The organism is Candidatus Kirkpatrickella diaphorinae, from assembly GCF_025736875.1.
GTDB classification, from domain to species: domain Bacteria; phylum Pseudomonadota; class Alphaproteobacteria; order Acetobacterales; family Acetobacteraceae; genus Sorlinia; species Sorlinia diaphorinae.
The window spans coordinates 102,650-128,368 of the sequence record NZ_CP107052.1; the positions used below are offsets into that span (position 1 = coordinate 102,650).

The following is a 25,719-nucleotide window of genomic DNA, read 5'->3' on the forward strand; positions in this document are numbered from 1 at the left end:
TGATGAACCAGATTGAGACGAAACCGGGATCAGCTGCGTGAGGCGTTGCCCTGTTGACTTCCCTGAAGGAGGCCGACAAGTTGTCGGCCATACAGCCCGACCGCCAGTCCGAGGATGATCAGGCTTGCAGCCGTGCCTTTCACGAGCCCGATCGGCTCATCAAAGATGAGCGTCGAGCCAAGAAGCCCGAATACGGGAACAAGCAGCGATAATGGCGCGACGGTGGAGACCGGATAAGTCTTCAGCAATGAGTTCCAGATCCAATAGCCGAAGATTGTGGTTGGATAGACCTGGAACAGTATCGAGAAGATGGCAGTCCCGTTCATCTGGGCCAATGTCCGGGCATAGATGCCGACGCCGTGCTGAAAATAGCCGATAAGAAAGAGCGGGATCGGCGAAAACAGGCTTGACCAGACAAGGAACGAGAAAACCTCCTTTGTGCCGGATTTCTTGATCACGATATTGGCGACACTCCAGGACACCGCGCCAAGAATAACCAGCGCGACACCGAAAGGCGTGACCGTACCATCCGTGATGGTGATGATCAGCGCCAGCCCCAGCAAAGCGATGATGATCCCGCTATATTGGTATCTGGAGACCGTCTCCCGGAAGATGACCGCACCAAGCAGGATGGTGAAGAAAGCGCTGAATTGCAGCACCAGCGAGGCGATTCCGGCGGACAGGCCGGCCTGAATGCCAAGATTGACGACCCCCCAGAGACCGACGCCGAAGAGCAGCCCATAGGCAACCACATAGCTGGCCCTGACTCTGGGAAAGCGGAAAAACAGTACCAGCGGCAGTGCGCACAGCACAAAACGTATCCCGGCCAGCATGAAAGGATCGACCGATTGCAGACCTAATTTGATGACCGAGAAATTGAGGCCCCAGATTGCCGTGATCAACACGGCAAGGAGCAGGTGACTGGCTTTCATGACGACACCCTGGAATAACGGAAGTCCTGCTGATGCGCCTGTTGCGCGACGGATGCGCGCGCCTGATCCGCTGCCGCGCCTGCCTGCTCGAAAAGTCGCTTGATCCAGTCCCGGGTGGCGTGCCAGTCAGCATGGCCGGTCATGCCCGCCAAAGGGGCTTCATGGGCCGAATAGGTCGTTCTCTCACTTTGCGGCGTGCCCAGCGGCAACTCCGCCCAACGGATGACGGAGGGATCGTCGCGGAAATGATCAATACCGGCAATACCGCGATAAGGCTGTCCAGCATGCGCATGTCCGGGGAAGACAAACCAGCCGTGCCAGATGGGCGATATCTGCGTCAAGGGTAAGGGCCGTAGCGGCCTGCCATCCAGAAGAATGCTCAGTTCCTGCGACGGCATGTGGACGCCGGTTGCGCGCTCGAACGTTTCCACGACATCAGCCCCCCCGACCCGGTTGCCGACTTCGAGGAACACGAGCCCCTCCTGTTCAATGGCTTCAAGATGGAAGCTGCCCTGCCGGATGCCCACCGCAGAGAGCGCCTTCGCGGCCCATTCCCGCTGGAATGGCATGATGGGAAAATGATACGACCCCAGCGGTTGGCCTTGAGCATAGCCAAGGCAGGTGCCGACATAGCGGCTGGCGGTGATGGTCAGGAGCTGTCCGTTCGCCACCAGCCCGTCAAAATGGAGAATGTTGCCGGTGACGAACTCCTCGACTTCATATTCCGTGATGGCTGAGGGCGCGTTATCCAGTCGCGCGATCCCGCTTGTGCGGGATTTGATCGCCGCTCGGGCCTGGTCCGGGGAGCTGAAAACCCTGACATCTTCGCTCGACGCGCCATTATGTGGCTTAAGCACGGTGGTGCCGGTCCATGGCGCGCTTTCAGGGCCGTCAAGCAATGACGGCAAAGGCAGGAAACGTGGCACCCGAAGGCCGGCCTCGCTGACGGCCTTCTTCATCAGCACTTTGTCCCGCACAAGATTGACCTCATCCACCGAGGCGCCCGGAACCCCCAACCACGCACGCAGTTTTGCCGCGTCCAGAAGTTCATATTCGGACAGTGAAATGATCCGATCGAATGACTGAGGATTATTTTCAATCCAGTTGCGTGCCTCCTCAAACGCGGAGGCATCGCCAGGTCGTGCAACACGTGTGCATGGAAGCGTGTCCGGCAAACTGTCGAGAATGCTTCGAACACCGAAATAGGTCACATGATGAAGATTGTGATCAATCCCTTTGGCATAATCGATGCGCTGATAGGGCACGCGATGAAGGATAAGGATATTCATGCGTAAGCCCCCTGATAAGCTGGTTCCTGACGCGCAAAAAACGTATTTTCGCGCTCGCCGAGGGCGAGGAGCCACCGGCATTGGACAATCTTGACGAGTTGGCGGATGTCGGCCGTGGGGTCATCCAGAAGGAAGCACGCCGAGGCCGCAAAATCCGCGTTATCGCGCGGCAGAGCCGGTATGAAGCGCTCCTCCGTGTGCATCCACGCAAACTCCAACTGTCGACAGGCAAAGGCAGGGATGCCCAAGGCCGCCGCCGACTCCTTAAGGACGCGGTCAAACATGGCATTGCCTGAGGCGGGCGAAGGCGGGGTAAAATCGCCGTCTGAAGGCACCCCGAGCATGACCGTGGCCGCCTGCTTCGTGGAGTGTGGGAGCGCGACATCACGCGGATGCCCCCAGGCTGAATCGACCCACAAACTGTAAAAATCAATGCCGTAAACGGCCCTGGCGAGTGTCCAGATTTTCATCCCTGCCGGGCGCCGGTTGGGCTCCACAACGGCAGCTTTGGAGCCGTCATCGCTTAATTTGATTTCATTATGGAAAGGCCCGCGGCGCTGGCCTACGAGGAGGTTGGCCAACCGTCCCGCCCGCATCAGGCTGGCGCGCTCCGTCTCAGTCAGGCGTGCCGGGAGGATTTGCGCGATTTCGACCGGGTAGGGTCTCGGGGCGCTGACCTTCTCTGTGATAAAGGAGGTGTCTCCAACACCGTCATAGGAATATTCGCGCTCATAAGGGATCAATCTCTCACAGAGAACGCCACCTGAAAGATAGGGAACGACCTTGTTGAACGCCGTCTCCAGATCATCCCCCTGCCGAATGGCGACGACACCGCGATTATTGCCTTCACATGACGGTTTGACGACGAAGCCCTGCGGGTAATCAGCCGCAAAAGCGTGCAGATCCTCAAGAGATTGGATCTCGGCATGGGCCGGTGCCATGACGCGCTGGGCTTTCAGCAGATCCCTTATGCTGGTTTCCGCATTGCGATAGGCCTGTTTGCTATAGGCACCCGCCGCAAGCGATGCTGAATCGACCGGCAATCCGAGCTTTTCAAGCAACAACGCACCGCTTTGCACGGCATTATCCGAGAAGACCAGGCCCGCTTTGAGGCGGGAATGCAGTGGCTGCAACTGCAACAAAGCCTGCTCAACGAAGTCCGGCGCCAGCGGGTCAAGATCGACGACATAGTCGCATAATGTCCTGTCAATTTCTCCAGGCCGATGTCGGACAAGGACGGTCCCCGCATCGTACGTGTCGCGGACGAGCTGCACGATGTGCGCGACATCGCCAACGCGAGAGAGATTATAATCGACAATCAGCAGCAGCGGCGACGCGGTGCTGGCCTCAACCGCGGTCGGCTCATAGACGACCTGCAGCGCTTCGGCGGATTTGGCCAGAAGTGTCGGGAATGCCTTTTGATGCTCCTGCATTGGTAGTTGCCAGAGGAACTGACCCAGGAAGACTTCGCGCGCAGTATCGGGAATTTCATCTCCCGCCTGCAACAAAACCTGTTTGATCCGTGGCGACCATGGAATCGGATTTTCAACAATCCGCGCGATACGACCTGGCGACGCAAAGTAAACGCGGAAGAAAGTGGCTGTCTCACCCGGCGCCGCGCCATGATCCGGGTAGCTCAGTCGTTGCAGGGTGGGACGGAATGCCGCGCCTTCCAGCAGTAAATCGAGCCACAGCGTCAACATGCTGGCTTCGCCATTCAATGCTTCGACGCTGTGGGAAATCAGGCTGCCGCCGATACGCGGGTTGACCTCGATCAGATCCCATCGACTCCCGTTGTAACGGGACTCAATGTGGAAGCAGCCGTCAGTCACTTCCAGACATTGCAGGACGCTTTGGATCCAGCTGATACCAGCGGCGGTCGCCTCATGGCCGATGGAGATCGGAGGGCTGGTGCAGCTTTCCTCAAGGACGGTGACCCGATCCTCGGTCAACCCGCATTTTTCGTGGATGGCGAGGATGAAGGCCTCACCTTTCAGCACCAGCACCTCGAAGCTGAATTCGGCCCCATCCAGATAATCTTCGACAAGAAACTCCACGCCGCTACCGATGACATTGGCGTAGACCGTATCCTGACGAATCTGTTCAGCAATCCGCTCGAGCGTGGCCCAGGTCAAATCCGGCGTCAGCTTGAAAGTGCCGTAGGACGCTATGCCCTGGACCGGCTTGATGAAATAGTCAGCGCCGGTCCCCTGCAGGGTTTGCAGGCGTTCAGGCGTCAGCGTTTCGGCTTTCACCTGGCTGAGGCCGCCAGCGTGCAGGACATTTCTGACATAGAGCTTGTTGCGCAGAAGGGGCACGAGGGCAGGCGCCACGTCCTGCACCCCCAGCCTTTCATTGGCATAGGCCATCAAGTGTCGGTACCCCTCCCACACTGAGATGCATGCCCGAACGTGGAGGCCCTGCCTTTGGAGAGAATCGATGGTGTTCAGAACATCGCCTTGCTTAAGCTCGTGGGAATCCACGGTGAAGAGGAGCGATGCCTTTGATCGGAGGATCTGCAAACGCTGATCTCCGTGCTCAGGCGAAGGCCTGGAACTCAGCACCCACGGATGCAATCCCCGTTTCTCAATCGCAGCGATAAGATCTTCCGCGAAAGAGAAGCCGCAATGGCTCAAGATAAGAACGCCACCGTTCTCCATGATGCGTACCTCCTATAGCTGGTGTTAAGCGGCGAGCGTCTCGGTCAGCGCACCGACCTTGTCGTCGTGAAGCTCCTTGAAGTACATCGCCAGAATGTCCTGATGCTCCCGCAGGTAGCGTTTCAGTGAAGCGATATCCTCCTCACTGCGCAGCAAATGGCGCACGGCCTGCCAGACTTCACCCGGGTGATCATCATTGATGTCCGTATGGGAGTGGGAGATCTGCCCGGAGATGTTCTGCTCACCGACCGACTCTTTGAGCGCTTCGATCTTCCGCGGCTCCAGCTTCACGTTCACGTACTCCACCAGGTAGGAGTAAGCGACGACGCCCAGCGGCCCTTCATGGTCCAGCAGGTAGGAGAAGTAACCGACAAGTAGCTTTGTCGACAGATAAGGTTCAGTCCCGAGGAAGGTCTCACGGGAGACGCCCGCGCGCGTCAGATCCTGGATGAACAGCTCATCATGGAGCATTTCTTCATTTTCATAATTCGCCCAGATCTGAGCCGCACGCGGACTCGTCTTGGCGATTTCCGCCAATGCCTTGGACTCTGCGACACGGAGGAGCCGGATGCGCCATGCTGTCTCGATCAGGTGGCGCTGATAGTAAGCGGAGTTGACGGATTTGCCTTCAAGATGCGCGGCGTAGGGCACGGTCTCATACCAATTATCGACCTGACGATCGATGATGGCATCAATTTCCGCACGCAATTGCGCGGAACGTTGTGCATTGAGAAAGGGCGCGCCATCATGGTCATAACCCACATGCTTCACACGATTTTGAGTACTCACGACAATTTCCTTTCGTTTATTTAACCAAAAATCGAATAGTTTTATTTCGCGACACGTAATGTGACCGCACCATTCAGTTGGCATTGACATGCCAGCCTGAAGCCTGGACCAGAGAAGCCAAGCATCTCTAGAAATTCGTCCTCGTCTTCTTCTTTGTTGTTAAGATTTGCGAGGCCATCCAACACCTCGATGACACATGCGCCACACGCACCTGATTTGCAGCCGAACGGAATGTTGTCCTCACGCAATTCGTGTTCCAGCTCCGTCAATTGTACCCCTGCTGGAAGCAGCACCTCGGTCTCGCTTGGCATCATCTTGATCTTGAACATTTGTCCGTTCCCTGAAGCCGTTGTGAGCATGTCCGCCTGCGTTGGCGGGGCTCTCAAACCTAGGGACGAGCATAACAATCCAGTTTCAAAATGCTACTACAATTTATTCACGAAAAGTTCAGATACAGATAGTTCGCGGATATTAAGGGGCCGGGTCTCTATCCGCTGACGTGTGATGAATCCAGTCTGCAACTCACGGTTGTTCACGATGGTGGATTCGCTACCATTTGATTTCTCAGGAAATTTTACAGCCTCTCTTCACGTCAGCGCGCCGCAGCCAGGCACAGCGTCTGATGATGGGTCGCCGCAGGATCGGCTGAATTTCATGTCAACATTAAAAATGGTTCATGTTTCGCTCGACATCGTGATCACGCTTTGTCCCTCCGCCGTCGGCCGAGTCGCTGGTCCCGAGTCGGCAGCAATATCTGCCAGAACACGCGCCCGATTCTGACTGCGCCGCGTGCCCGTCCGGTTGCGCGTCAGGGCTATATGCGGCCTGGCTTTTCGTCCACGGCGTTTGGCATTCAAGAGGACGCGCATTTGCTTGATGGCTCTGGCGATCCCGCGTCAGGCGCGATTTTTCGCTGCCGAAGAGCTGGCCCAAATCGCGTGACGTTGCCGCGCGGCCTTGATGCCCGATTGTTGCGCGCCGCTTCGGGTGCGTCGCTTAGGGCAGATATACGTCTCCTGCCGATTACCTTCGGCGAGATGGCCCGCCAGCGCAGCGCGTTGCCGCGCATGGCCGTGGGTCAGCGCCAACCATTTCGCGCTTTTCCTGACCGGATCGGGTTGAGGCCGGACGATATCTGGCTGAGGGTCAGCGCATTGTTGGGCAGCGCGGCGTGGCCGATTTGGCGAATCGCGGGTCGGCTCTGATGTCGCCAACGGCGGTCAAGCTGCCTGCTGCATTGAGCATCGGCCAGGTCAGCGCAACGCTATATGGCACAACATGGCCAAGGAGTTCGCCGGGTGGGGGTGCCACACCCCCGCGCATGTCGCGCCACCTACGGAAGCGCGGCGGCGCGAGCGGCGCGAACGGCGCTCAAACGTTGTGCCCGCCGGTTGAACGTGTCGTTCGCGTCGGGGCAGTTATCCCGGGCAAAAAAAACGCCCCCGAAGGGGCGTTTTCCATGCAAAAGGTGAGGTTATCGTGCGCCTTTATGGTCGCCATCCCGCATGGCGCCTGTCGGCTCCTGCACGTGAGCTTCCAGAAACCACAAATGCTTGTCCAAAGCGCGCGAAGCTTCCGTGAAGAGGTCAGCCGTATCCGCGTCGCCCGCATCATCCGTCTTGTCAATCGCGTCGCGAACGTTATTGGCGACGGTGCCGTAACGGTCGATCAGTGCGGCAATATGGTCGGCAATCTTATAGATGTCGGTCGGGTAGGGCTTGCAGGAGGATGTGCTGGTCACATTCTGCGCCGTGCCAAAAGCGGTTCCGCCAAGCTGCACCACACGTTCCGCCACTTCATCGACGAGCGCATCAATACTGTCTCGGAAACCATCAAGCATTTCATGCACGCCGATAAATTGCGGCCCCTTTAAGTTCCAATGCGCCTGCTTCGTGATGAGGGAAAGATCGATTAGGTCTGCGAGACGGGCATTGAGCGTGTCGATCGAGACCGCCTTGGCGTTGGATTTAAGGTTGTTCTGCGTCGTGTGCATCATATTTCTGGAAGTCATGACATTGTCCTTTGCCTTGTAAACTGGGCCAGCCCGCCGCCACGCTGACGCGGATAATTCCCTGACCTTCAAGGGCTTTAAAACTAATCGTTGTGCGCCCGCGCGCTGAAATCAAGGGGGAAAAGCGGCGCGACAACATATGTTGCGCAGGAAGTCTCCCATGATTGTCCGCCGCGTCACGCGTCGTCGGGGATGAACGATTGAGCGCGCGCCGAGTTGAATAAAAAAATAGTCAATCGACGCTATGAACCGGCTTAACTATTTCTTGGGGGCATGCTCTTGGTACATAAACTGCCGAAGCCTGCGTTTGTCGCCGGTGGGTGAGACTTAATGAGGAGTTTATGGGCGCTTCCCATCACGATGTGATCCCCCGCACATCCCGAGAAAATCTGATTATTTTCATTGCCCTTGGTCTTGGTTCCTTCGCGATCGGAACGGCCGAATTCGCGGCTATGAGCATCGTGCCGATGGTCGCGCATAGTTTCGGCCTGACGGACCCGCAAGCCAGTTATGCCATTGTCCTCTATGCGTGCGGCGTGTGCTTCGGCGCGCCTGTCATCGCGCTCTTCTCCGCCAGAATGAGCCGCAAGCGCATGTTGATCGCGATGATGTTATTTTACTGCATCGCAAATGGGCTGAGCGCGCTGGCGCCCAATTTCGAAACCTTTTTGATCTTCCGCTTCCTCAGCGGCGTGCCGCACGGGGCTTATTTCGGCATTGCCGGGATTGTCGCCTCCTATCTTGTCCCGCCCAATAAAAGGTCGCAGGCAGTGGGGCGGGTGATTCTCGGCCTGACATTAGCGACCATTTGCGGCGTGCCGCTGGCCAACTTCCTCGGGCAGCTTGTGGGGTGGCGCTGGGCCTTTGCCCTTATCGCCGCCCTGGCCGCCCTCACTATGATGCTGATTGCCCGTTTTTCACCCGATGTCCGCCCCCGGGAAAATGCGAGCATCGTCTCGGAAATGTCGGCCTTGAAACTCAAGCAGGTCTGGTTGACCCTGGCGATCGGGGCGGTCGGTTTCGGGGGGGTCTTCTGCGTCTATACTTATCTCGCATCGATCCTGACCCACGTCACCCATGTTCCCGCCACGCTTCTGCCCGTGCTTCTCGCGATTTTCGGCGTCGGGATGACGGTGGGCACGGTTGTATGCGCCTTTCTCGCGGATCGACGGATGGTGCCCACACTGGGCGGCGTGCTGCTGATGGGGGCGGCCTCCATGGCGGGCTTCCCGGAGGCAGCGCACCGCTTCATCCCCTTATGCATCAATGTCTTCATGATCGGCGCCAGTGGCGGGTTGGCCACGGTCGTGAATTCCCGCCTTCTCGCTGTGGCGGTGGGGGCTGAAGGATTGGCGGCGGCGTTGAATCAGAGCGCCTTTAACATCGCCAATGCGGTCGGGCCGTGGCTGGGGGGCATCGCCATTACATCCGGTCTGGGCTGGAGTGCCGTTGGTTGGGTCGGGATGCTTCTTTCCCTTGGTGGGTTTGGTATTTACCTCGCCAGCGTCGCGGAGGAATATCGAACCAGCGGCAAATCAATCACTGAGATGGAGTGACTTCACAGGTGAGGCCCGTCACGGCGGGCCTAAAGCTTGTCCGGCGCAGGGATTTCCTCCGGTCGGCGCAGATCCATGAATGGTGTGGCATCGGTGCGGAAGTAACGCGCATAATATGGGTCGGACTCGAAATCCTCATAACCGGCCCATTTTTCCCGCATGAACTGTGTCTCCAGGAAAAATCGCGTTTCATGCTCAGGCCGGTCATCTGTGCCGCGAGAGTGACTCTCATAATGATGGGCCACACTGTCCGCCACATAAAGGACGCGATGCCCTGCCTGACGAATTTTAAGGCATAGATCGACGTCATTATAGGCGATCGAGAGGTGATCCTCATCGAACCCGCCGACCGCGAGAAAAACATCGCGCCGCACCAGCATACAGGCAGCCGTCACGGCGGAGACTTCATGCGTCAGGGCGATGCGCCCGATATAGCCTTTATCATGCCGCCCGAAACGGCGATGGGCATGCGCGCCGATCACATCCGGGCCGGTAATCACACCGGCATGTTGGATGGTCTCATCTTTATAAAGCAGCATATTCCCGACAACGGCGACATCCTCCGCCGCGAGACACTCATTGACCATGAGGCGAAGCCAGTCAGCATTTTCAATGACGACATCATTATTCATAAATAAAATAAAGGGCGCATCCGTATGCCGAACGGCAAAATTATTGAGGCGGGAAAAATTAAAGGCTTCCTCCACCCGCAGAACCGTCACGCCCTCAATTTTACGCATCCGCGCGGCGAAGCGCTTTGCTGCCGGAGTGACTGACCAGTTATCGATGAGGATGATATCAAAGGCGGCATATTGCGTACGGTCAAGAAGCGCTGTGACACAGCGTTCCGTCATTTCGCTTTCATCCTTAAAGGGGATGATGATTGTCACACGTGGCGACGCCCGATATTGCCAGCGCACGTTGTAAATCGTCAGTTTATCAATGGAAGTTGGCCTGGCTTTGAGGCCGCGCCGTCTGAGGTGCGCCGCGACAGCCCGCACCCCTGCTTCGACAGCGTAGCTTTTATTTTTCAGACTGGCCGCCGTCGAATTTTCAGTAATGCGCCAGTGATAGAGAATATCCCGCACATGGCAGATCTCCGCGGGTTGCAATATCTCGACCGCACGCAGGAGGAAATCATGGTCCTGCGCGCCATTATAGGCGCTATCAAGCAGGCCGATTTTGCGGGCAAGCGCCGCGTGGACCATAGTCAGATGACAGATGTAATTGCAGCCCAGTAAATATCGGTAGGAAAAATCCGGTTTCAAATTCGGGTCGCGGAAGCGCCCATGCAGGTCGATCTTATCCTCGTCGGAATAAAGCAACTGGGCGTTTGAGCGCAGGGCCGCGCGGACCATGACTTCCAGCGCGACATCAACCAGCACGTCGTCATGGTCGAAAAACGCGATATAATCGCCTTTCGCTTCCATAAGGCCCGCATTGGTAGCGCCCGCGATGCCTTGATTTTTCGGGAGCGTGATGACTCGCATCCGCTTATCCGCCGCGCAGAACGTATCGATCTGGCGTGTAATTGTCGCATCAGCGCGGCCATCATCAATAAAAATAAGCTCCCAATGCGGGTACGTTTGCGCCATGACGGATTGCACCGCCTGAATGAAATCCGTCAGGATCGGCTTATATACAGGGCAGAGGACTGAGACGCGGGGAGAGCCGGGCAAAGGTGCGTGTGTCCGTTCATGATCAACCGCGATGCGGAGGCGGGCATAATAGGCGCGGGCCCAGCTATCATAATCTGCGAGACTATGTCCGCCATGCGGCATGATGTCACGGATTTTACGGCGCAACGCGGAAAGATCGCGATGAAAGCGGTCAATTGTCTCTGTCACATCGACAAGTTCCGCCTCCAGCCGATCATCGGCGATGGAGGATCGCATCGGGCTGTTGGTAAGCTCGACGCCTGATGGCTCAACCGTGACAGCATAGAGATGCGGCTTGCCATCCCGAAACGCCGTGGGCACAGGCACTGAGAAGCCGCAAAGCCCATCTGCATCGAGAGATTCTCCGACATCCCCGCGGAAGCGATCGGCTTTGACGCGCGCGATGTGACGCCCATCAATCGATAAAGCGACCGTCGCCCCGCCTTCCAACGCCCCGCTTTCTCCCGGGATGAGGACCCAACCCACCACCTGACCCTGACGCAGTCCTTCAAAATAGCCGGTAATCTGCTGAGCGGCGTCATCGCCGATCAGAAGCTCATCCGTGAAGTCCTGCCCGGTGCCGGAGACGCTGACAGGCACAATGCTGCCATCAGGAAAGCGGAAGGAGAGGGCACGCGCCCGGCCGTCTAGATAGGGCGACGGGACATTGAACGTAAATCCAATATTCTGCTCGCCGGATTTTATGAGGCTGCCGAGGTCAGGACGCGGTGACGCAGCCTCCACCGCGGCGACTTCCTGCCCATCAATCAGCACGTGGACATGAAGGGGGCCGCGGCGATTAAGATGAATGGCCCAACCGCGTGCCACGCCGTTTTCGTAAAAATCGACCAGTCCACGGAATGGTGAATTCTGCGCAGTCATGATGGAACCTGTAGCCTGAGAATAATCGACAGAGACTGTCCCTGTTTTATGTATGGTGTCTCCCTTATGCGCTGTCAAAAAAGCTTTTCCTGTCAACCGAGGTATTTCAGGCCGCCTCATTGTTTCGGCGCGTGACGGTGACACGCTGCGCATAAAGATGAGGCGTTAGAGGCGCTGTCAAAAAAACTTCATAAATCCGTTGTACATAAGCCGCTGGAAAATGCCGCATCAAGGATAGGCAAGGAATATCAACTTGAGAAACGTCCTTTAAGGGGCTGTATAACAGGGCGCGGAAGCGGTGCATGGCGCCGTGTGCCGCGTGGGTCGCGATTCGAGCCCTTGACGATTTCAGGCGCATTCGCGTTATAACCGGGTCATCAGCAAAGCGGATTGGTTTTTATTGTTCCGTCTGCTTTCCGGTCAGGTTAGGGTCCGACACACATATGGCGCTTATCCCCGATGCTCGAGACGTCGGTCGATCCATTCCTCAGATTGGCGAAACGCCATTTTGGAAAGGGGATCGCCTTTTTCGGGGTGTGGCGTGCCTCTGCGCGCTCATCGTGCTGCTTGCGCTGGGCGGGCTGGTCGTCAGTATGGGGGTTGGCGGGTTCGCGGCCTTCCGCCATTTCGGCCTTGATTTCATCATCTCAAATGTCTGGAACCCGGTTACCCAGCAATATGGCGCGCTCGCACCTGTTTTCGGGACGGTGGCATCAACCTTCATCGCGGTGCTCTTCGCCGTGCCGATTGCTTTCGGCACCGCCTTCTGGCTGACTTTCATTGCGCCGCGGGTCGTCTCCGCCGCTTTTGCCTCCGCCATCCAGCTTCTCGCGGCTGTGCCGTCCATAATTTTCGGGATGTGGGGGTTTTTCGTCATTGTGCCTTTCATGGCGCGACATGTGCAGCCTTTTTTACATCATCATTTCCGGCACACACCTTTCATTCAGGATCTCGTAAGCGGACCCGCTTACGGCCTCGGGCTGATGTCTGCCGGGATCGTCCTCGCGATCATGATAACGCCGCTTATGACAGCCATCATGTGCGACGTCTTCAAAGTCGCGCCGACCATGTTGCGGGAAAGTGCTTTCGGCCTGGGTGCCAACAAGTGGGAAGTCATGCGCCGCATCGTGGCGCCCTGGGCGCGGACGGGGATTATCGGCGGGATCGTGCTCGGCACCGGGCGCGCGCTGGGTGAGACGATGGCGGTGACCTTTGTCATCGGCAACGTCAATATCATGGGCTGGTCACTCTTCTCCCCCCGCAACAGCGTGGCATCGCTCATCGCGCTCGAATTTCCCGAAAGCGCCGCGGGGAGCCTGAAATTATCATCTTTGCTTGCCCTCGGATTTATCCTGATGGTCCTCTCTTTTGTGACACTGGGTGCAGCGCGGTGGCTGCTGCGCGGTAAACAGGCATGAAACACCCTTCACAGGCACCACATCCCCATAATCATGGGTGGCGAAGAAGCGGTATCCTGCGGCGTCGCCACATGGCGGACCGTTTCGCCACACTCCTCGGAATATCGGCGACGGTGAGCCTCATTACTGTGCTTGTCTCCATTTTATGGACGCTGCTTAAAAATGGTCTCGCCGGCATGTCACTGGCGACGTTTCTGGTCCCGATGGGGCCACCAGGCCATCATTCGGGCCTTGCCAATGCGATTATCGGCAGCCTGATCCAGACATTTGTCGGCCTGCTGATGGCGACGCCGATCGGGCTGGGCTGCGGGATTTATCTCTCTGAATGTCGAAGCAGTGGGCGCCTCGCTTTTACGGTGCGCTTTGTTTCCGACGTGCTTCTCTCCGCGCCATCCATTCTGATCGGACTTTTTGTTTATCTGATCCTCGTCGCGCCCTTCCATCGTTTTTCCGGTTTTGCGGGTTCTGTGGCACTGGCCATCCTGGCCGTGCCGATCATTGTGCGAACGACGGAGGATATGCTGCGCCTCGTGCCGGTCGCCATGCGTGAGGCTGGCTCGGCCCTTGGGGCCACGCGATGGCGCGTCGTGCTGCTTTTATGCCTGCGCGCCGCCGCGCCCGGCGTGCTGACCGGTATCCTGCTGGCACTGGCGCGCGTCAGTGGGGAGACAGCCCCGCTTTTATTCACGTCGCTGGGTAATCAGAACTGGTCATTCAGCCTGGACCGGCCGATGGCAAGTCTTCCCCTTGCCATATATCAATATGCCGGAGCTTCTTATGAGGATTGGGTGCGCCTGGCCTGGGCAGGCGCGCTGATCGTGACGATCGGCGTGTTGGGCATCAATATTATCGCACGGTTCTGTATTCGTGACAGTGGTCGTTAAAGGATAGGCAGATTGCATGAGTCAGGCTTCTGAAGCACTGAAAGAGCGGGACACGGCGCGCGTCAAGGCGGATGCCGCCATCGCCGTACGGGACCTGAGTTTCTATTACGGACATCATCAGGCACTCAAAAAGATCAATCTGGATTTTTTGAAACAGCGCGTCACGGCCATGATCGGGCCTTCCGGCTGCGGTAAATCCACTTTGCTGCGGGTTTTCAACCGGATGTATGACCTTTACCCCGGCCAGCGCGCCGAGGGGCAGGTGACATTTGACGGGGTCAATATCCTTGACCCGTCGCTTGACGTGAATGTGCTGCGGGCGCGGATCGGCATGGTTTTTCAGAAACCGACACCTTTCCCCATGTCGATCTATGAAAATATCGCTTTCGGCGTGCGACTTCATGAGAAATTATCCCGCTCTGAAATGGATATGCGCGTTGAGGATGCCTTGACGCGCGTGGCATTGTGGAAGGAAGTTCGCGACCGCCTGAAAGACGGGGCGACGGGGCTTTCCGGCGGGCAGCAGCAACGCCTCTGCATCGCCCGCAGCATCGCCACACGGCCTGAAGTCCTGCTGCTGGATGAGCCGACCTCCGCGCTTGACCCGATCTCAACAGCGCGGATTGAGGAGCTGCTGGATGAGCTGAAAGAGGATTTCACCATCGCGATCGTGACGCATAACATGCAGCAGGCGGCGCGCTGTGCGGACCAGGTGGCCTTCTTCTATATGGGGGCGCTGGTGGAAGTGGGAGACGCTGACAAGATGTTCACCAACCCCCGCCAGAAACAGACGCAGGATTATATTACGGGACGATTTGGCTGATACGGTTTTCATGAGGTGTCGAGATGGGTATGGATGGCGTACACACCGTTAAAAGTTTTGAGCATGAGCTTGACCATCTGCGCGGCATGATGGCCCGCATGTGCGGCATTGTTGAAAACCAGGTTTCTCAGGCTGTTTCAGCGGTCTTCGATCTCAACGTCACGGCAGCGCAGGAGGCGATCGACCATGATCCGATGGTCGATCAGCTTGAACGGGATATTGAAGGGCTTGCGATCCGCCTTCTTGCCCTTCGCAGCCCCATGGCGGGTGACTTACGGGAAATCGTGTCAGCGCTTAAAATCAGCAGTGACCTTGAACGTATTGGTGATTACGCAGCCTCCATCGCCCGACGCAGCAAGCGGGTTGACCTGACGGAAAGTCTCTCCCTTTCCGGGTTGCGCAATATGGGGCGGATGGTGCAGGAAAATCTCCGTCGCGGCGCCGATGCCATGACATTGCAGGACCCGGAACGCGCCCAGGAAGTCTGGGAGGCGGATTGCGAGGTCGATGAATATTACACCGCTTTGTTCCGGGAGTTGGTGACTTACATGATGGAAGACCCGCGCAATATCGGGCCCTGCATCCATCTTCTCTTTATCGCTAAAAATCTGGAGCGGATTGGTGATCACACCACCAACATCGCCGAGCGCGTCTTTTACGCGGTAAAGGGTGAAAACCTTCCGCCCGTCCGCCCGAGGGGGAAAAGCTCGGCCGCGGACGCCATTGATCAATGATGTGACGTCAGTGGCGCAACTTATTTTCCTCGTTGAAGATGATCCCGCCCTCCAGACCATGCTGCGCTATAATTTGACGAGGATGGGTTACCGGGTCGAGGCGTTCACGACGGGGGAGGCGGCGTGGGCGCGCCTTCAGGATGCGCCGCCGGATGCGATCATTCTCGACTGGATGTTACCCGGCCTGTCGGGGCCTGATCTGTGCCGCCGCATCAGGATGACAGAGGCTCTGCGCACCCTTCCCGTTCTCCTGATGACGGCGCGATCGGCGGAGGAGGATAGTATTGAGGGGCTGGATAGCGGGGCGGACGCGTTTCTGACCAAACCTTACAGTTTTGAAGCATTGGAGGCGCATCTGCGTGCCCTCCTGCGCCGTGTGACCCCGTCACAAAGGGAGGTTCTGCGTTTTCAGGATCTCACACTTAATCTTCAAACCCGCCGCGCCTCACGCGGGCCGCATCCGCTGAGTCTGGGCCCGACCGAATTCCGCCTCCTCGAATTTTTCATGCGGCACCCGCGGGAGGTCTTCTCACGGGAGACACTTTTAAAGCGCGTCTGGAATGAAAATATTTACGTCGAATTAAGGACGATCGACGTGCATATCAGACGCTTGAGACTGGCCATGAAAGCCCATGACGGCATTGATTATATCAGGACAGTCCGGTCGGCAGGCTATGCGCTTGACGATCAGGCCTGACAGCTTTCCATGTTGACGATCATATGGCTCGTCATGACGGGGGTCATCCTCGTGCTTTTCTGGCAGATTTTGCGCGTCAGGGAGAGGGGGCGGCGGCATGCCACGCCATCGCGCCCCGATCCATTGTTGAGCCTGACTGAAACGGATGACACGCGCTTCACCTTCGCGGAATCGGTGCCGGTCCCCCTGGTCGTTCTGGATCGTGAGGGGCGATCTGTCCTCTCTAATCATCGTGCGGTGGCGATGTTCGGGGATGCGCTGGGCGCGATCCTGCGACATCCCGCTCTGCAGGCGGCCGTGAGCGCGGCGCGATCCGGCAACCCGACCTTTACGCAATTGGAAGTTGACGTGCCGGTGCAGCGCGTCCTCCAGATCCGTGTGAATAAGTGGGCGGAGACGCAAACGCACAAGGCGCGCAAGCGGGAAGATCACATGATCGTCGTGCTGGACGACCATACGGAGGCCGCCACCACACAGCGTATGCAGGCAGATTTTGTCGCCTATGCCAGTCATGAGCTGCGCACGCCGCTCGCTTCCATGTCCGCCATATTGGAAACAATCGAGGGGCAGGCTGCTGATGACCCGGCGGCGCAGAAGGAATTCCTCGCCATCATGTCCCGTCAGGCGGCACGGATGAGCAGGTTGATTGATCGGCTTCTGCATCTTTCCCGCGCGCAACGACTCGCGCATTGGCGGCCGGAGACGGAATTGCATCTCGACAGGCTCTGGTCTCGCATGAGGGAGGAAATTGCCGGGCTCAGCCGTCAATATTCCGGACAGGTGATGATGCCGGAGAAAGTCGATTCTACCACTTTCCTCGGAGATGCGGATCAACTGGTTCAAATGCTTCTCAACCTTGTCGAGAATGCCCTGAAACATGCCGGGCCGGATTGTGAAATTGAGGTGATGGCGCGGGGTGACGCCACGTCCGGCGTCATGTTCAGCGTGTCGGATAATGGGCCGGGTGTTGCGGCAAAGCACCTTCCTCGATTAACGGAACAATTTTATCGCGTTGCCGGTGAGAATATTGGCGGATCCGGGCTTGGACTGGCCATCGTCAAACATATTGTCGATCGTCATGCGGGTCGGCTGAAAATCAGCAGCGCGGCGGGGGAGGGGTTTCAATGCGAAGTGTGGCTCCCCGGTGCCACGCCGAATCATGACCCCGAAACCACGCCCCCTGCCGAACATGCGTGAAGGTCATTCCGGTGCTTGTCAGCCCGTTATGAATGGCGCAAAAAACAATGTCCGATGCGAAAGATGAAAAGTGAAGAACAACGCCCCTCAGAAAAGGCTTTATGAGATGCGCCTCAAACGATGGACTATTCTTTTCACGGGATGGGTCTTCTGCCTGGCGGCGCAGGCGGCTTCGGCAGATGAAATTACAGGGGCAGGCTCCAGCTTCGCGGCCCCGATCTATGGTGCATGGGGTGAGGCTGTCAAAACCTCTCACCATCTGCTCGTCAATTATCAAAGTGTCGGCTCGGGCGCAGGCGTCAATCAGATCCTCGCCCGCACCGTGGATTTCGGCGCAACGGATAAGCCTTTGGACATGGCAAGTCTGGCAGCGGGGCACCTTTATCAGTTTCCCAGTGTTATGGGGGCGATCGTCGTCATCGCGCATCTGCCGGGCGTAGATGTTTCCCGCCTTCGCCTTGATGGCCCCACCCTTGCCGGGATATTTGACGGCTCGATTCTCGATTGGGATGATCCGCGGATCAAACGCCTGAATCCCGGCGTGGACCTGCCGGAAACATCTGTGGCGCCCCTGCATCGCGCGGATGCTTCCGGCACATCTTTCGTCTTTACCTCCTACCTCTCCAAAGTTTCCCCATCCTGGAAGCGCGGGATCGGCGCCGGGGCTTCCGTCGCGTGGCCCGGTGGCGCGGGGGCAAGGGGGAATGACGGTGTCGCGGCGGGCGTGCGTCAGACGGATGGCGGCATTGGCTATGTCGAATTTGCCTATGCAAAACAGAACCATCTGCCGGTGATCGCCCTTGCCAATCGCTCGGGCGCTTATATCAAACCGGACATGGCCAGCTTCGAGGCCGCAGCACGTGCGGCACCATGGCAGCGCGCCAAGGGGAATGTCGTTGACCTGCTCGATACAGGTGGGGCGAATGGGTGGCCGATTATGAGCGCCACCTATGTCCTCGTCCCGCGCGATCACGCCAGGGAAGCCGTCCGGCGTTTTTTTGCCGCGGGCCTGATGGAGGGCGACGCTGCGGCACGCGGACTTGATTATGTCCCCTTGCCTCAGACGGTCAAAACCAAAATCCTCGCTGAATGGCCGGACCCGGTGCAGAAATAAACCCATGACGGCTTTGATGGCGACGCGAGATTTGGCGTTAGAGGCGAGTCCGGTTAATAGAGCCCTGAACATTTAAAAATCGAGGGTATCGTATGAAGCAAAATTGGATGTTGTGGGCCATCATTATCGCCATGATTGCCGGTATCGCGGCGGGGGGCGCCATCCATGCCCTTTGTGCTTCCGCGGCCATGCAGCAGCAAATCTCCAATTATGTTTCCATTGGGTCCACGATTTTCCTCCGCCTGATTAAAATGATCATCGCGCCCTTGGTATTTTCCACCCTGACGGTCGGGATTGGGCGCATGACCGATGCGGCCAGTGTGGGGCGTGTCGGTGGCAAGGCGTTGCTCTGGTTTATATGTTCGTCGCTTTTCTCGCTGACGCTGGGCATGTTGCTCGTCAATTTCTTTGAGCCGGGTGGCGGTATGCACCGCATCTCGATGTCGTCCGCGTCCGGTATTTCGACGAGTGGCCTCAACCTCCTCGACTTTGTCAATCATCTCGTTCCGGACTCGATCTTCCACGCGATGAGCGATAATGAGATCCTCCAGATCGTCGTCTTTTCCATTATTTTCGGTTGCGCTGCGGCGGCCCTGCCGGAGAAGTCGAAACTCGTCCTCGAGTGGGTGGAGAGCTTCTCCTACATCATTCTCAAAATGACGAACTTCATCATGCTGATGGCGCCGATTGCTGTTTTCTGCGCTTTGACCGCGACCATCGGCGTCAATGGTCTTTCGATCATCGTCAGTTATGGCAAGTTCATGGGCGAGTTCTATCTGGCGCTCCTCGTACTATGGCTCTCGCTCGTCGGTGTTTCACTGATTTTCCTCGGCAAATCGGCCTTCAAACTGGTTGACCTGCTGCGTGAGCCCTTCCTCGTCGCCTTCTCGACCAGCACTTCTGAAGCCGCCTACCCGCTCATCCTTGAGCGTCTTGCTGAATTCGGCGTCGACCGCAAAATTTCATCTTTCGTGCTGCCGCTCGGCTATTCCTTCAATCTCGTTGGGACGATGATGTATTGCTCCTTCGCGAGCATCTATATCGCGCAGGTTTACGATATCCCCCTGGCTTGGAGCACGCAGATCGCGATGTTGCTGACGCTGATGCTGACGAGCAAGGGCGTCGCCGGTGTGCCCCGCGCATCTCTGGTGGTGATTGCGGCAACATTGACGCAATTTGACCTGCCAGCGGAGGGCGTCGTGCTGATCCTCGGTGTCGATACGTTTCTGGATATGGGTCGGTCTTCAACCAATGTTATCGGCAATTCCCTGTCTGCCGCCCTGGTGGCGAAGTGGGAAAATCAGCTCAAGCCGATGGCGAGATTATCGAAGACCTGACTTCTCCCTTCCCAGGGCCGGCCCCAAGATGAGTATGGTTCCTCGGGTGCAACACTGCGCCTTTCGATGAACTACAATGACGCACACTCATTTCCTACAATCAAGACGTGGACGCGTCTCAAGGCGTGCGATGCATTCTGCATCGTGGCCGCCATAAAAGATGCGCCGGGGAGCGGATTTCTCCATCTCCCCGGCGCACAATGTTTCCGTGATGCGTGACGCGGCCTATCTGGCTGGGTGGATGCGTGCGGACTCCTCCACGCCTTCATCCACATAATGCCCGCGCATTTTCCATCCGAATATGAGGGCGATGGTGATCACAGGGATAAACGCGATGGTGATCGTCCCGCTGGGGTAATCGAACGCCATCATAACGATGACGAGCGCAAAAAAAGCCAGGGTCAGCCAGGAGGAGAAGGGATACCACGGCATTTTGAAATTCTGCTCCGGGATATGGCCTTCCCGGATGCGGGTGCGCATCCGCATATGGCAGAGGATGATGCAGCTCCAGCTTGCCAGAATGCCGAGCGCTGAGAGATTGAGGGCAATTTCAAACACGGAGGATGGTATCAGATAATTCAGCGCCACCCCGATCATATAGACGCTGACCGTCGTCAGGATCGCGACATAAGGGACGGAAAAGCGGTTCATCTTTTTAAGGGCATGGGGGGCGGAGCCGCCAACAGCCATGGCGCGCAACGTGCGCCCCGTTGAATAAAGGCCGGAATTGAAGCTTGAAAGCGCGGCGGTGATGACGACGATATTCATCGCTGTCTCGATCCCCGGAATATGGAGTTTGTCCAGAAACGTCACAAACGGGCTCTCATCCGCGCGATAGGCCCACCACGGCATCACACAGACGAGGAGGATGACGGAGCCGACATAAAACACGGTGACACGCAAAAAGATCGACCGCACCACCCCACGGATGATTTCTCGCGGGTTATGGCACTCCCCGGCCGCGACCCCGACAAGCTCAATGGCGGAGTAGGCGAAGATAATGCCCTGAAGCAGAAGAAGTGACGGCATGATGCCATGGGGAAAGAGGCCGCCATTTGCCGAGATCATCCAGAAGCCCGGGCGACGCCCATCGACGGGGATATGCCACCCGCAAACCCAGATCCCGATGATCAGGAAAAAGACGAGCGCCACCACTTTGATAATGGAAAACCAGAACTCAAATTCCCCGAAATAACGGACGCTGATCAGATTGACGAGCCCGATGAAAGAGAGCGCGATCAATGCGAAGACCCATTGCGGCACGTCACCGAAAACCGGCCAGAAATGCATATAGACCGCGACAGCGGTGATATCGACGATGCCCACCATCGTCCAATAAAGGAAGGTCATCCACCCGGCGATATAAGCCGCGCGCTCACCGTAAAATTCACGCGCATAAGAGACGTAACTCCCGGCGGTGGGGCGATACATGATCAGCTCACCCAGAGCCCGCAGGATGAGGAAGGAGAAAAACCCGCAAATGAGGTAATCAATCGCGAGGGAGGGGCCGATCTCGTGAAGGCGCGCCCCGGCACCGAGGAAAAGCCCGGTTCCAATCGCGCCACCGATCGCGATCATCTGCATCTGTCGACGGCCCAGATCTCTGTGATAACCTTCATTGGCTGGGTCGATGAGAGGGGTATTCGCCGCGTCATTCTGAGTCAAAATTCTTTCCCCTCTTTGCGGATTGCCACGTAACACAAATCGCAATCGTAATGAAAACCGGACACCTTGCCAATAGAGCGGTCCCTGACAAAGTGCCTGAGGCGACGGCGTCAGGTGCCCCCAGGAGGGAGCGTCCCGAGATGCATCCGGGTAAATCAGGGCGTGCATCCGCCAAAATTTTGTTGGTTCGGACGGCCCGTTTCAGCATTAAAGGTGATTGCGGCTTTCCGCTCAACAAATTATCCCGGAGAGCGTGAACTTATAGTGAAGAAACCGCGTTTACGACAACTAAACGAAAAGTTTTCGTAAATTAAACGGTTTCTTAAATTTATGATCGCATCATCTGTCGTATCCTCCGCGTTGACCGAATGGGAAGTTAAACTTCCCGATTTTAAATGACGGCGCGACATCATCGGTCTTCGGACGGTCGAGGGGTGTCCTTGCCACAGCATGAGCAAGAAATTCGATGTTAACGTTTCAAATTATCTTCGAATCCTTACTCGCGATGCTTTTGGTCGCTACGATCGCCGTGACTGCAAGTGTCGGTCGAAACATGAGGCGATTACAGCAGGAAAAGAAAATGACTTTCGCGCTTGTCGCGATGCTGGAGCGCGCGACGAGCACGGCGCAGGCAGAGGCCGCCAGCCTAACGCGCCTGGTGGATATGATCCGGGCGGAGCGCGGACGGCCCGAATCCGGCAAACGCGGGGCGGCGAGTTGCTGCGCAAATGATGAGGCCGACCCGCCATCATCCGACGATAAAGCCACACCCGCCACGCGGAAGGACCAGAAATTCGGCTCCCGCTCGGAACATCCTTCTCTATGACGGTTCGGCGTCTCATGCTGGCCGTCATGATCATTCTGCTGTCTGTCATCATGATCAGCCTTGCCCAGAAAGTCTTATTATTCAGGCAGGCGCAGGATGATGTCGGTTATGGCCATATGTCGGAAATGGCGCATTAATACGTCCTGACATTGTGATTTGCCTCACGCGCGTGTGTGGACCATCGTCTCCGAAAAGGATCGGAGACCCATAATGCTCAAACGCTTTCTCAATGCGCCGGATAAACTCGTTTCCGAAGCTATTGACGGGCTTCTCAGATCATCCCAAGGCGCACACCTGGCGCGGCTCGATGCGGGTGCCGGCATCAATGTTGTGCTCCAAAAGCATGTCCCGCCGGACCGTGTCGCTGTGATTTCCGGTGGCGGGTCGGGTCACGAGCCCGCTCATGCGGGTTTCGTGGGGCGCGGCATGTTGACAGCCGCCGTCTGTGGCGCGGTATTCGCCTCACCGGGGATAGATGCCATCCTCTCTGCGATCATCGCCGTCACCGGCCCGGCTGGCTGTCTCCTTATCGTCAAAAATTACACGGGCGACCGTCTCAATTTCGGCATCGCGGCGGAGCAGGCGCGTGCGCTCGGCTATAAAGTCGCACTCATCATTGTCGGGGACGATATTGCGCTGGGCCAGAATGCGCGTGCCAGGGGGATTGCGGGCACCATCCTCATTCATAAAATTGCCGGTTATCATGCGGAGAGAGGCGCCTCGTTGGAGGAGGTGACGCATCATGCGGAGGATGCTTCCCGTAAAGTGCGCTCTCTGGGCCTCGCTTTGACCGACTGCAATGTTTATGACGGACATCACCAGGATCGCCTCGGGCCCCATGAGGCGGAACTGGGGCTCGGCGTCCATGGGGAGGCCGGTGCGGAAAAGATCCCCCTCGCGTCGCTTGACCAGCTCATGCATCGCGTGGTGGGGCGGCTCGAAACCGCCATAACCCCCGGCAATCAGATTGTCATGATCAATATGTTGGGCGCGGTGCCGCCTTTGGAAGCCTGTGCGATCGCTGCAAGCTTTGCAAAAACTGCGCTGGCGGAAAGGACGAAATGGGTGATCGGCCCGGCCCCGATCATGACGTCTCTGGATATGGTTGGGTTCTCCCTCTCCCTCCTTCCGGCTGAGGAGGCGTTTGTAGAGGCGCTTCGTGCACCGGTTGAGTCGTCTTTCTGGCCCGGCATAGCCTCGTTTCCCCCGGTTGCAACCGTGCCCGCGCCGGAATTGACAGAAACTTTCACGTCGCCAGCGTCGCAAAATGCCGCGTTGGAAACCCGCCTGCAAGCCGGTCTGGATGCGCTGATCAGCGCCAGACAGGATCTGAATGCGCTTGACGGAAAACTTGGCGATGGTGATGCGGGCTCAACTTTCGCGGACGCGGCGCAAATTATAAGCGAGGCTTTCCCGCAATTACCTTTTGCCCGACCCGACGCGCTGTGCGCGGCTCTCGGGCGTTTGCTGGCACGCCATAGTGGTGGGTCCAGTGGCGCTCTGCTTTCCATCATGTTGACGGCAGCCGGGCGGGAGCCGGATTGGGTGCCGGGGCTGAAGCGCGGCATCGACGCGATGACGCGTTATGGTGGCGCGCAGAAAGGGGATCGCACCATGCTTGACGCCCTCTGGCCCGCGATCACCTGTCTTGAGCAAGGCGGCTCCCTGACTGAAATGTCGCAAGCGGCGCGGAAAGGGGCGGACGCTACCATAAAAATGAAGGCGGGTGCCGGGCGCGCGGCTTATGTTCCGGCTGAGCATTTGGAGGATGTTATTGACCCGGGCGCTGAGGCCGTTGCGCGGTTCCTGGCCGCTGTAGCGGCGAAGGACTGAGTCCCGCCCCGCGCGCGCTTCTAGTGACCGTCTTTGAGATAATCGGCGACCCTATCCAGTAAATCGGAGACGAGCCCCAGATAGGAACTGCCGAAAAGCCGGTAATGCATCAGAGCGGGCCATAGTTGATAGATGGTAAATTTTGGCTGCAATTCTGTCACGTCGACTTGATAAGCGTCCCAGAATGATTGAGGTGGTGTCGAAAACAGCGTCAGGACGGCGAACTCCGCGAGGGCATCGCCGATCATACAGGCCGGATCAATCAAAGCGCCGACATTGTGATCCGAGAAGAGGACATTGCCCTGCCATAAATCACCATGAAGAAGAGAAGGTTTCGGGTGCCTTGGCAGATGTTGTTCCATCACGGCCGATAAATCTTGAAACTGCCTCAGTAAGTTCGGGGGCAGGGTGCGCGCGAGGGGGCAAAGTCTTTCATGCACCCAGAAGGCGGCCCAATCTTGAGATTGTGCTTTCGGCAAGGCCACGCGCCCGATCGCATGATCGTCCGGCCAGCCATAAGGCGCATCCTGCGTGACACCATGCAGTTTCCGAAGGGTGGTTCCGAGACCCTGCCAACCAACCTCTGACGCGGTGACGTTCGGGACATAAGACATGACCAGCAGGCGGTCCGTCATATGGATCACGCTGGGGACGGGCGCGCCACAGGTCGAGAGGGAATGCAACATGCGGGCCTCGACGTCAGGCGCTGGACTCGTTTTGACGATAACCGACTCATCCCCATCAAGCGTGACATGCCAGACGGAAGACGTGTCACCTCCCTGCATCTCCGATATGCGGATAATCTTCCGTGGGGCGAGCAGCGCCGCCAGCTCTGTTTCCCTCACGATCATGAGCGGGGTGAGATCTTGAGATCAGGCGCGCCCGTGTCGAAACAGGACCGGGCGAGGGCCGCGCAGGCGGATGAGATTTGCGCCCAGGCTTTTTCAAACGCGGCCATGTCTTTGTAATAGGGGTCCTCGACGCTGACATTTTTCGGCCCGGGTAGAAAATCCATGAGGAGATGGATTTTATCCCGTGCTTCCGGCGGGGCGAGACGTTTCAAAGCGCGCAAATGCCCGGCATCGAGGGCCAATATGTGCGAGTATCGCGCAAAATCATCATGTGTCAGGCGCTTGGCGCGGTAATGCCCGATTTCCAGGCCCGCCGCAGCGGCGACATGCTGCGCGCGATCATCCGGTGGGTCGCCAACATGCCAACCGTCAATCCCTGCCGAGGCAATGTTGACGGAAAGGCCACGTTGCGCGGCTTCCCGCCGCATCGCGGCCTCGGCCAGGGGTGAACGGCAAATATTGCCCGTGCATATGAAGAGAAAGGAAGGGCGCATAAATCATCCTCATATTTCGATGGCGACCGCCAACAGGGCGATGAAAGCCTGTCATCAGAGCCGCGTGTC

The 25,719-nt window shown here is 57.5% G+C and carries 23 protein-coding genes; 13 read left to right on the forward strand and 10 right to left on the reverse strand.

All coding sequences use genetic code 11. The features are described from left to right. Positions 1-29 precede the first annotated feature (29 nt). The 5 genes from N5W20_RS00525 to N5W20_RS00545 form a co-directional block, all read right to left on the reverse strand. Positions 30-932, reverse strand: a complete 903-nt coding sequence (locus N5W20_RS00525; RefSeq protein ID WP_319806997.1) for an EamA family transporter — start codon at positions 930-932, stop codon at positions 30-32. Continuing rightward, on the reverse strand, positions 929-2,221 hold the full coding sequence (locus N5W20_RS00530; protein WP_319806998.1) for an ATP-grasp domain-containing protein: 1,293 nt from the start codon (positions 2,219-2,221) through the stop codon (positions 929-931). Before N5W20_RS00530 ends, N5W20_RS00525 begins: the two co-directional genes overlap by 4 nt. Continuing rightward, positions 2,218-4,590 (reverse strand): ATP-grasp domain-containing protein, encoded by a 2,373-nt coding sequence (locus tag N5W20_RS00535; RefSeq protein ID WP_319806999.1) that lies wholly within the window; start codon positions 4,588-4,590, stop codon positions 2,218-2,220. The genes N5W20_RS00530 and N5W20_RS00535 overlap by 4 nt, the downstream gene beginning before the upstream one ends. A gap of 315 nt (positions 4,591-4,905) precedes the next feature. Further along, the gene (locus N5W20_RS00540) at positions 4,906-5,670 is read right to left on the reverse strand and encodes an iron-containing redox enzyme family protein (RefSeq protein ID WP_319807000.1); all 765 of its coding nucleotides are present in this window, start codon (positions 5,668-5,670) and stop codon (positions 4,906-4,908) included. Between the two features lie 41 nt (positions 5,671-5,711). After that, complete coding sequence (locus N5W20_RS00545; RefSeq protein ID WP_319807001.1) at positions 5,712-5,999, reverse strand: 2Fe-2S iron-sulfur cluster-binding protein; 288 nt, start codon at positions 5,997-5,999, stop codon at positions 5,712-5,714. A 609-nt stretch (positions 6,000-6,608) separates the two neighbouring features. Here N5W20_RS00545 and N5W20_RS00550 point away from each other — a divergent pair. Beyond that, entirely contained in the window at positions 6,609-6,875 is a 267-nt protein-coding gene (locus tag N5W20_RS00550; RefSeq protein ID WP_319807002.1) for a hypothetical protein, read from the forward strand. Between the two features lie 269 nt (positions 6,876-7,144). Here the strand turns inward: N5W20_RS00550 and dps are convergent, their stop codons facing one another. After that, positions 7,145-7,681, reverse strand: coding sequence for a DNA starvation/stationary phase protection protein Dps (dps, locus tag N5W20_RS00555; protein ID WP_319807003.1), 537 nt, complete (start codon positions 7,679-7,681; stop codon positions 7,145-7,147). Positions 7,682-8,022: 341 nt separating this feature from the next. On the opposite strand from dps, the gene N5W20_RS00560 reads away from it, so the two are divergent. Next, positions 8,023-9,237, forward strand: coding sequence for an MFS transporter (locus N5W20_RS00560; RefSeq protein WP_319807004.1), 1,215 nt, complete (start codon positions 8,023-8,025; stop codon positions 9,235-9,237). Between the two features lie 29 nt (positions 9,238-9,266). Here the strand turns inward: N5W20_RS00560 and N5W20_RS00565 are convergent, their stop codons facing one another. Beyond that, positions 9,267-11,777 (reverse strand): glycosyltransferase family 2 protein, encoded by a 2,511-nt coding sequence (locus tag N5W20_RS00565; protein ID WP_319807005.1) that lies wholly within the window; start codon positions 11,775-11,777, stop codon positions 9,267-9,269. A gap of 443 nt (positions 11,778-12,220) precedes the next feature. On the opposite strand from N5W20_RS00565, the gene pstC reads away from it, so the two are divergent. From pstC to N5W20_RS00605, 8 genes are all read left to right on the forward strand, one after another. Continuing rightward, positions 12,221-13,195, forward strand: a complete 975-nt coding sequence (pstC, locus tag N5W20_RS00570) for a phosphate ABC transporter permease subunit PstC (RefSeq protein WP_319807006.1) — start codon at positions 12,221-12,223, stop codon at positions 13,193-13,195. Positions 13,196-13,266: 71 nt separating this feature from the next. Further along, positions 13,267-14,079 (forward strand): phosphate ABC transporter permease PstA, encoded by an 813-nt coding sequence (gene pstA / locus N5W20_RS00575; protein WP_319807786.1) that lies wholly within the window; start codon positions 13,267-13,269, stop codon positions 14,077-14,079. Between the two features lie 16 nt (positions 14,080-14,095). Next, complete coding sequence (pstB, locus tag N5W20_RS00580) at positions 14,096-14,902, forward strand: phosphate ABC transporter ATP-binding protein PstB (RefSeq protein WP_319807007.1); 807 nt, start codon at positions 14,096-14,098, stop codon at positions 14,900-14,902. A gap of 23 nt (positions 14,903-14,925) precedes the next feature. Next, the gene (gene phoU / locus N5W20_RS00585) at positions 14,926-15,636 is read left to right on the forward strand and encodes a phosphate signaling complex protein PhoU (protein ID WP_319807008.1); all 711 of its coding nucleotides are present in this window, start codon (positions 14,926-14,928) and stop codon (positions 15,634-15,636) included. A gap of 58 nt (positions 15,637-15,694) precedes the next feature. Beyond that, positions 15,695-16,333, forward strand: coding sequence for a winged helix-turn-helix domain-containing protein (locus N5W20_RS00590; RefSeq protein ID WP_319807787.1), 639 nt, complete (start codon positions 15,695-15,697; stop codon positions 16,331-16,333). A 9-nt stretch (positions 16,334-16,342) separates the two neighbouring features. Continuing rightward, complete coding sequence (locus N5W20_RS00595; RefSeq protein ID WP_319807009.1) at positions 16,343-17,530, forward strand: ATP-binding protein; 1,188 nt, start codon at positions 16,343-16,345, stop codon at positions 17,528-17,530. A 106-nt stretch (positions 17,531-17,636) separates the two neighbouring features. After that, positions 17,637-18,644 carry a phosphate ABC transporter substrate-binding protein PstS gene (pstS, locus tag N5W20_RS00600; RefSeq protein ID WP_319807010.1) on the forward strand — a complete coding sequence of 336 codons (1,008 nt, stop codon included), beginning with the start codon at positions 17,637-17,639 and terminating at the stop codon, positions 18,642-18,644. A gap of 92 nt (positions 18,645-18,736) precedes the next feature. After that, on the forward strand, positions 18,737-19,981 hold the full coding sequence (locus tag N5W20_RS00605; protein WP_319807011.1) for a dicarboxylate/amino acid:cation symporter: 1,245 nt from the start codon (positions 18,737-18,739) through the stop codon (positions 19,979-19,981). 225 nt (positions 19,982-20,206) lie between these two features. On the opposite strand, the gene N5W20_RS00610 is transcribed toward N5W20_RS00605, so the two are convergent. Next, positions 20,207-21,646 (reverse strand): amino acid permease, encoded by a 1,440-nt coding sequence (locus N5W20_RS00610; RefSeq protein ID WP_319807012.1) that lies wholly within the window; start codon positions 21,644-21,646, stop codon positions 20,207-20,209. A 580-nt stretch (positions 21,647-22,226) separates the two neighbouring features. On the opposite strand from N5W20_RS00610, the gene N5W20_RS00615 reads away from it, so the two are divergent. The 3 genes from N5W20_RS00615 (at position 22,227) to N5W20_RS00625 (ending at position 24,305) form a co-directional block, all read left to right on the forward strand. Continuing rightward, the gene (locus N5W20_RS00615) at positions 22,227-22,472 is read left to right on the forward strand and encodes a hypothetical protein (protein ID WP_319807013.1); all 246 of its coding nucleotides are present in this window, start codon (positions 22,227-22,229) and stop codon (positions 22,470-22,472) included. Beyond that, on the forward strand, positions 22,469-22,609 hold the full coding sequence (locus tag N5W20_RS00620) for a hypothetical protein (protein ID WP_319807014.1): 141 nt from the start codon (positions 22,469-22,471) through the stop codon (positions 22,607-22,609). The genes N5W20_RS00615 and N5W20_RS00620 overlap by 4 nt, the downstream gene beginning before the upstream one ends. Before the next feature lie 73 nt (positions 22,610-22,682). Then, positions 22,683-24,305 (forward strand): dihydroxyacetone kinase subunit DhaK, encoded by a 1,623-nt coding sequence (locus N5W20_RS00625; RefSeq protein WP_319807015.1) that lies wholly within the window; start codon positions 22,683-22,685, stop codon positions 24,303-24,305. Between the two features lie 20 nt (positions 24,306-24,325). Here the strand turns inward: N5W20_RS00625 and N5W20_RS00630 are convergent, their stop codons facing one another. Both N5W20_RS00630 and N5W20_RS00635 read right to left on the reverse strand, forming a co-directional pair. Then, positions 24,326-25,156: a fructosamine kinase family protein gene (locus N5W20_RS00630; protein ID WP_319807016.1), complete on the reverse strand. Its 831-nt coding sequence runs from the start codon at positions 25,154-25,156 to the stop codon at positions 24,326-24,328. Then, positions 25,153-25,650: a low molecular weight protein-tyrosine-phosphatase gene (locus N5W20_RS00635; protein ID WP_319807017.1), complete on the reverse strand. Its 498-nt coding sequence runs from the start codon at positions 25,648-25,650 to the stop codon at positions 25,153-25,155. Before N5W20_RS00635 ends, N5W20_RS00630 begins: the two co-directional genes overlap by 4 nt. Positions 25,651-25,719 lie beyond the last annotated feature (69 nt).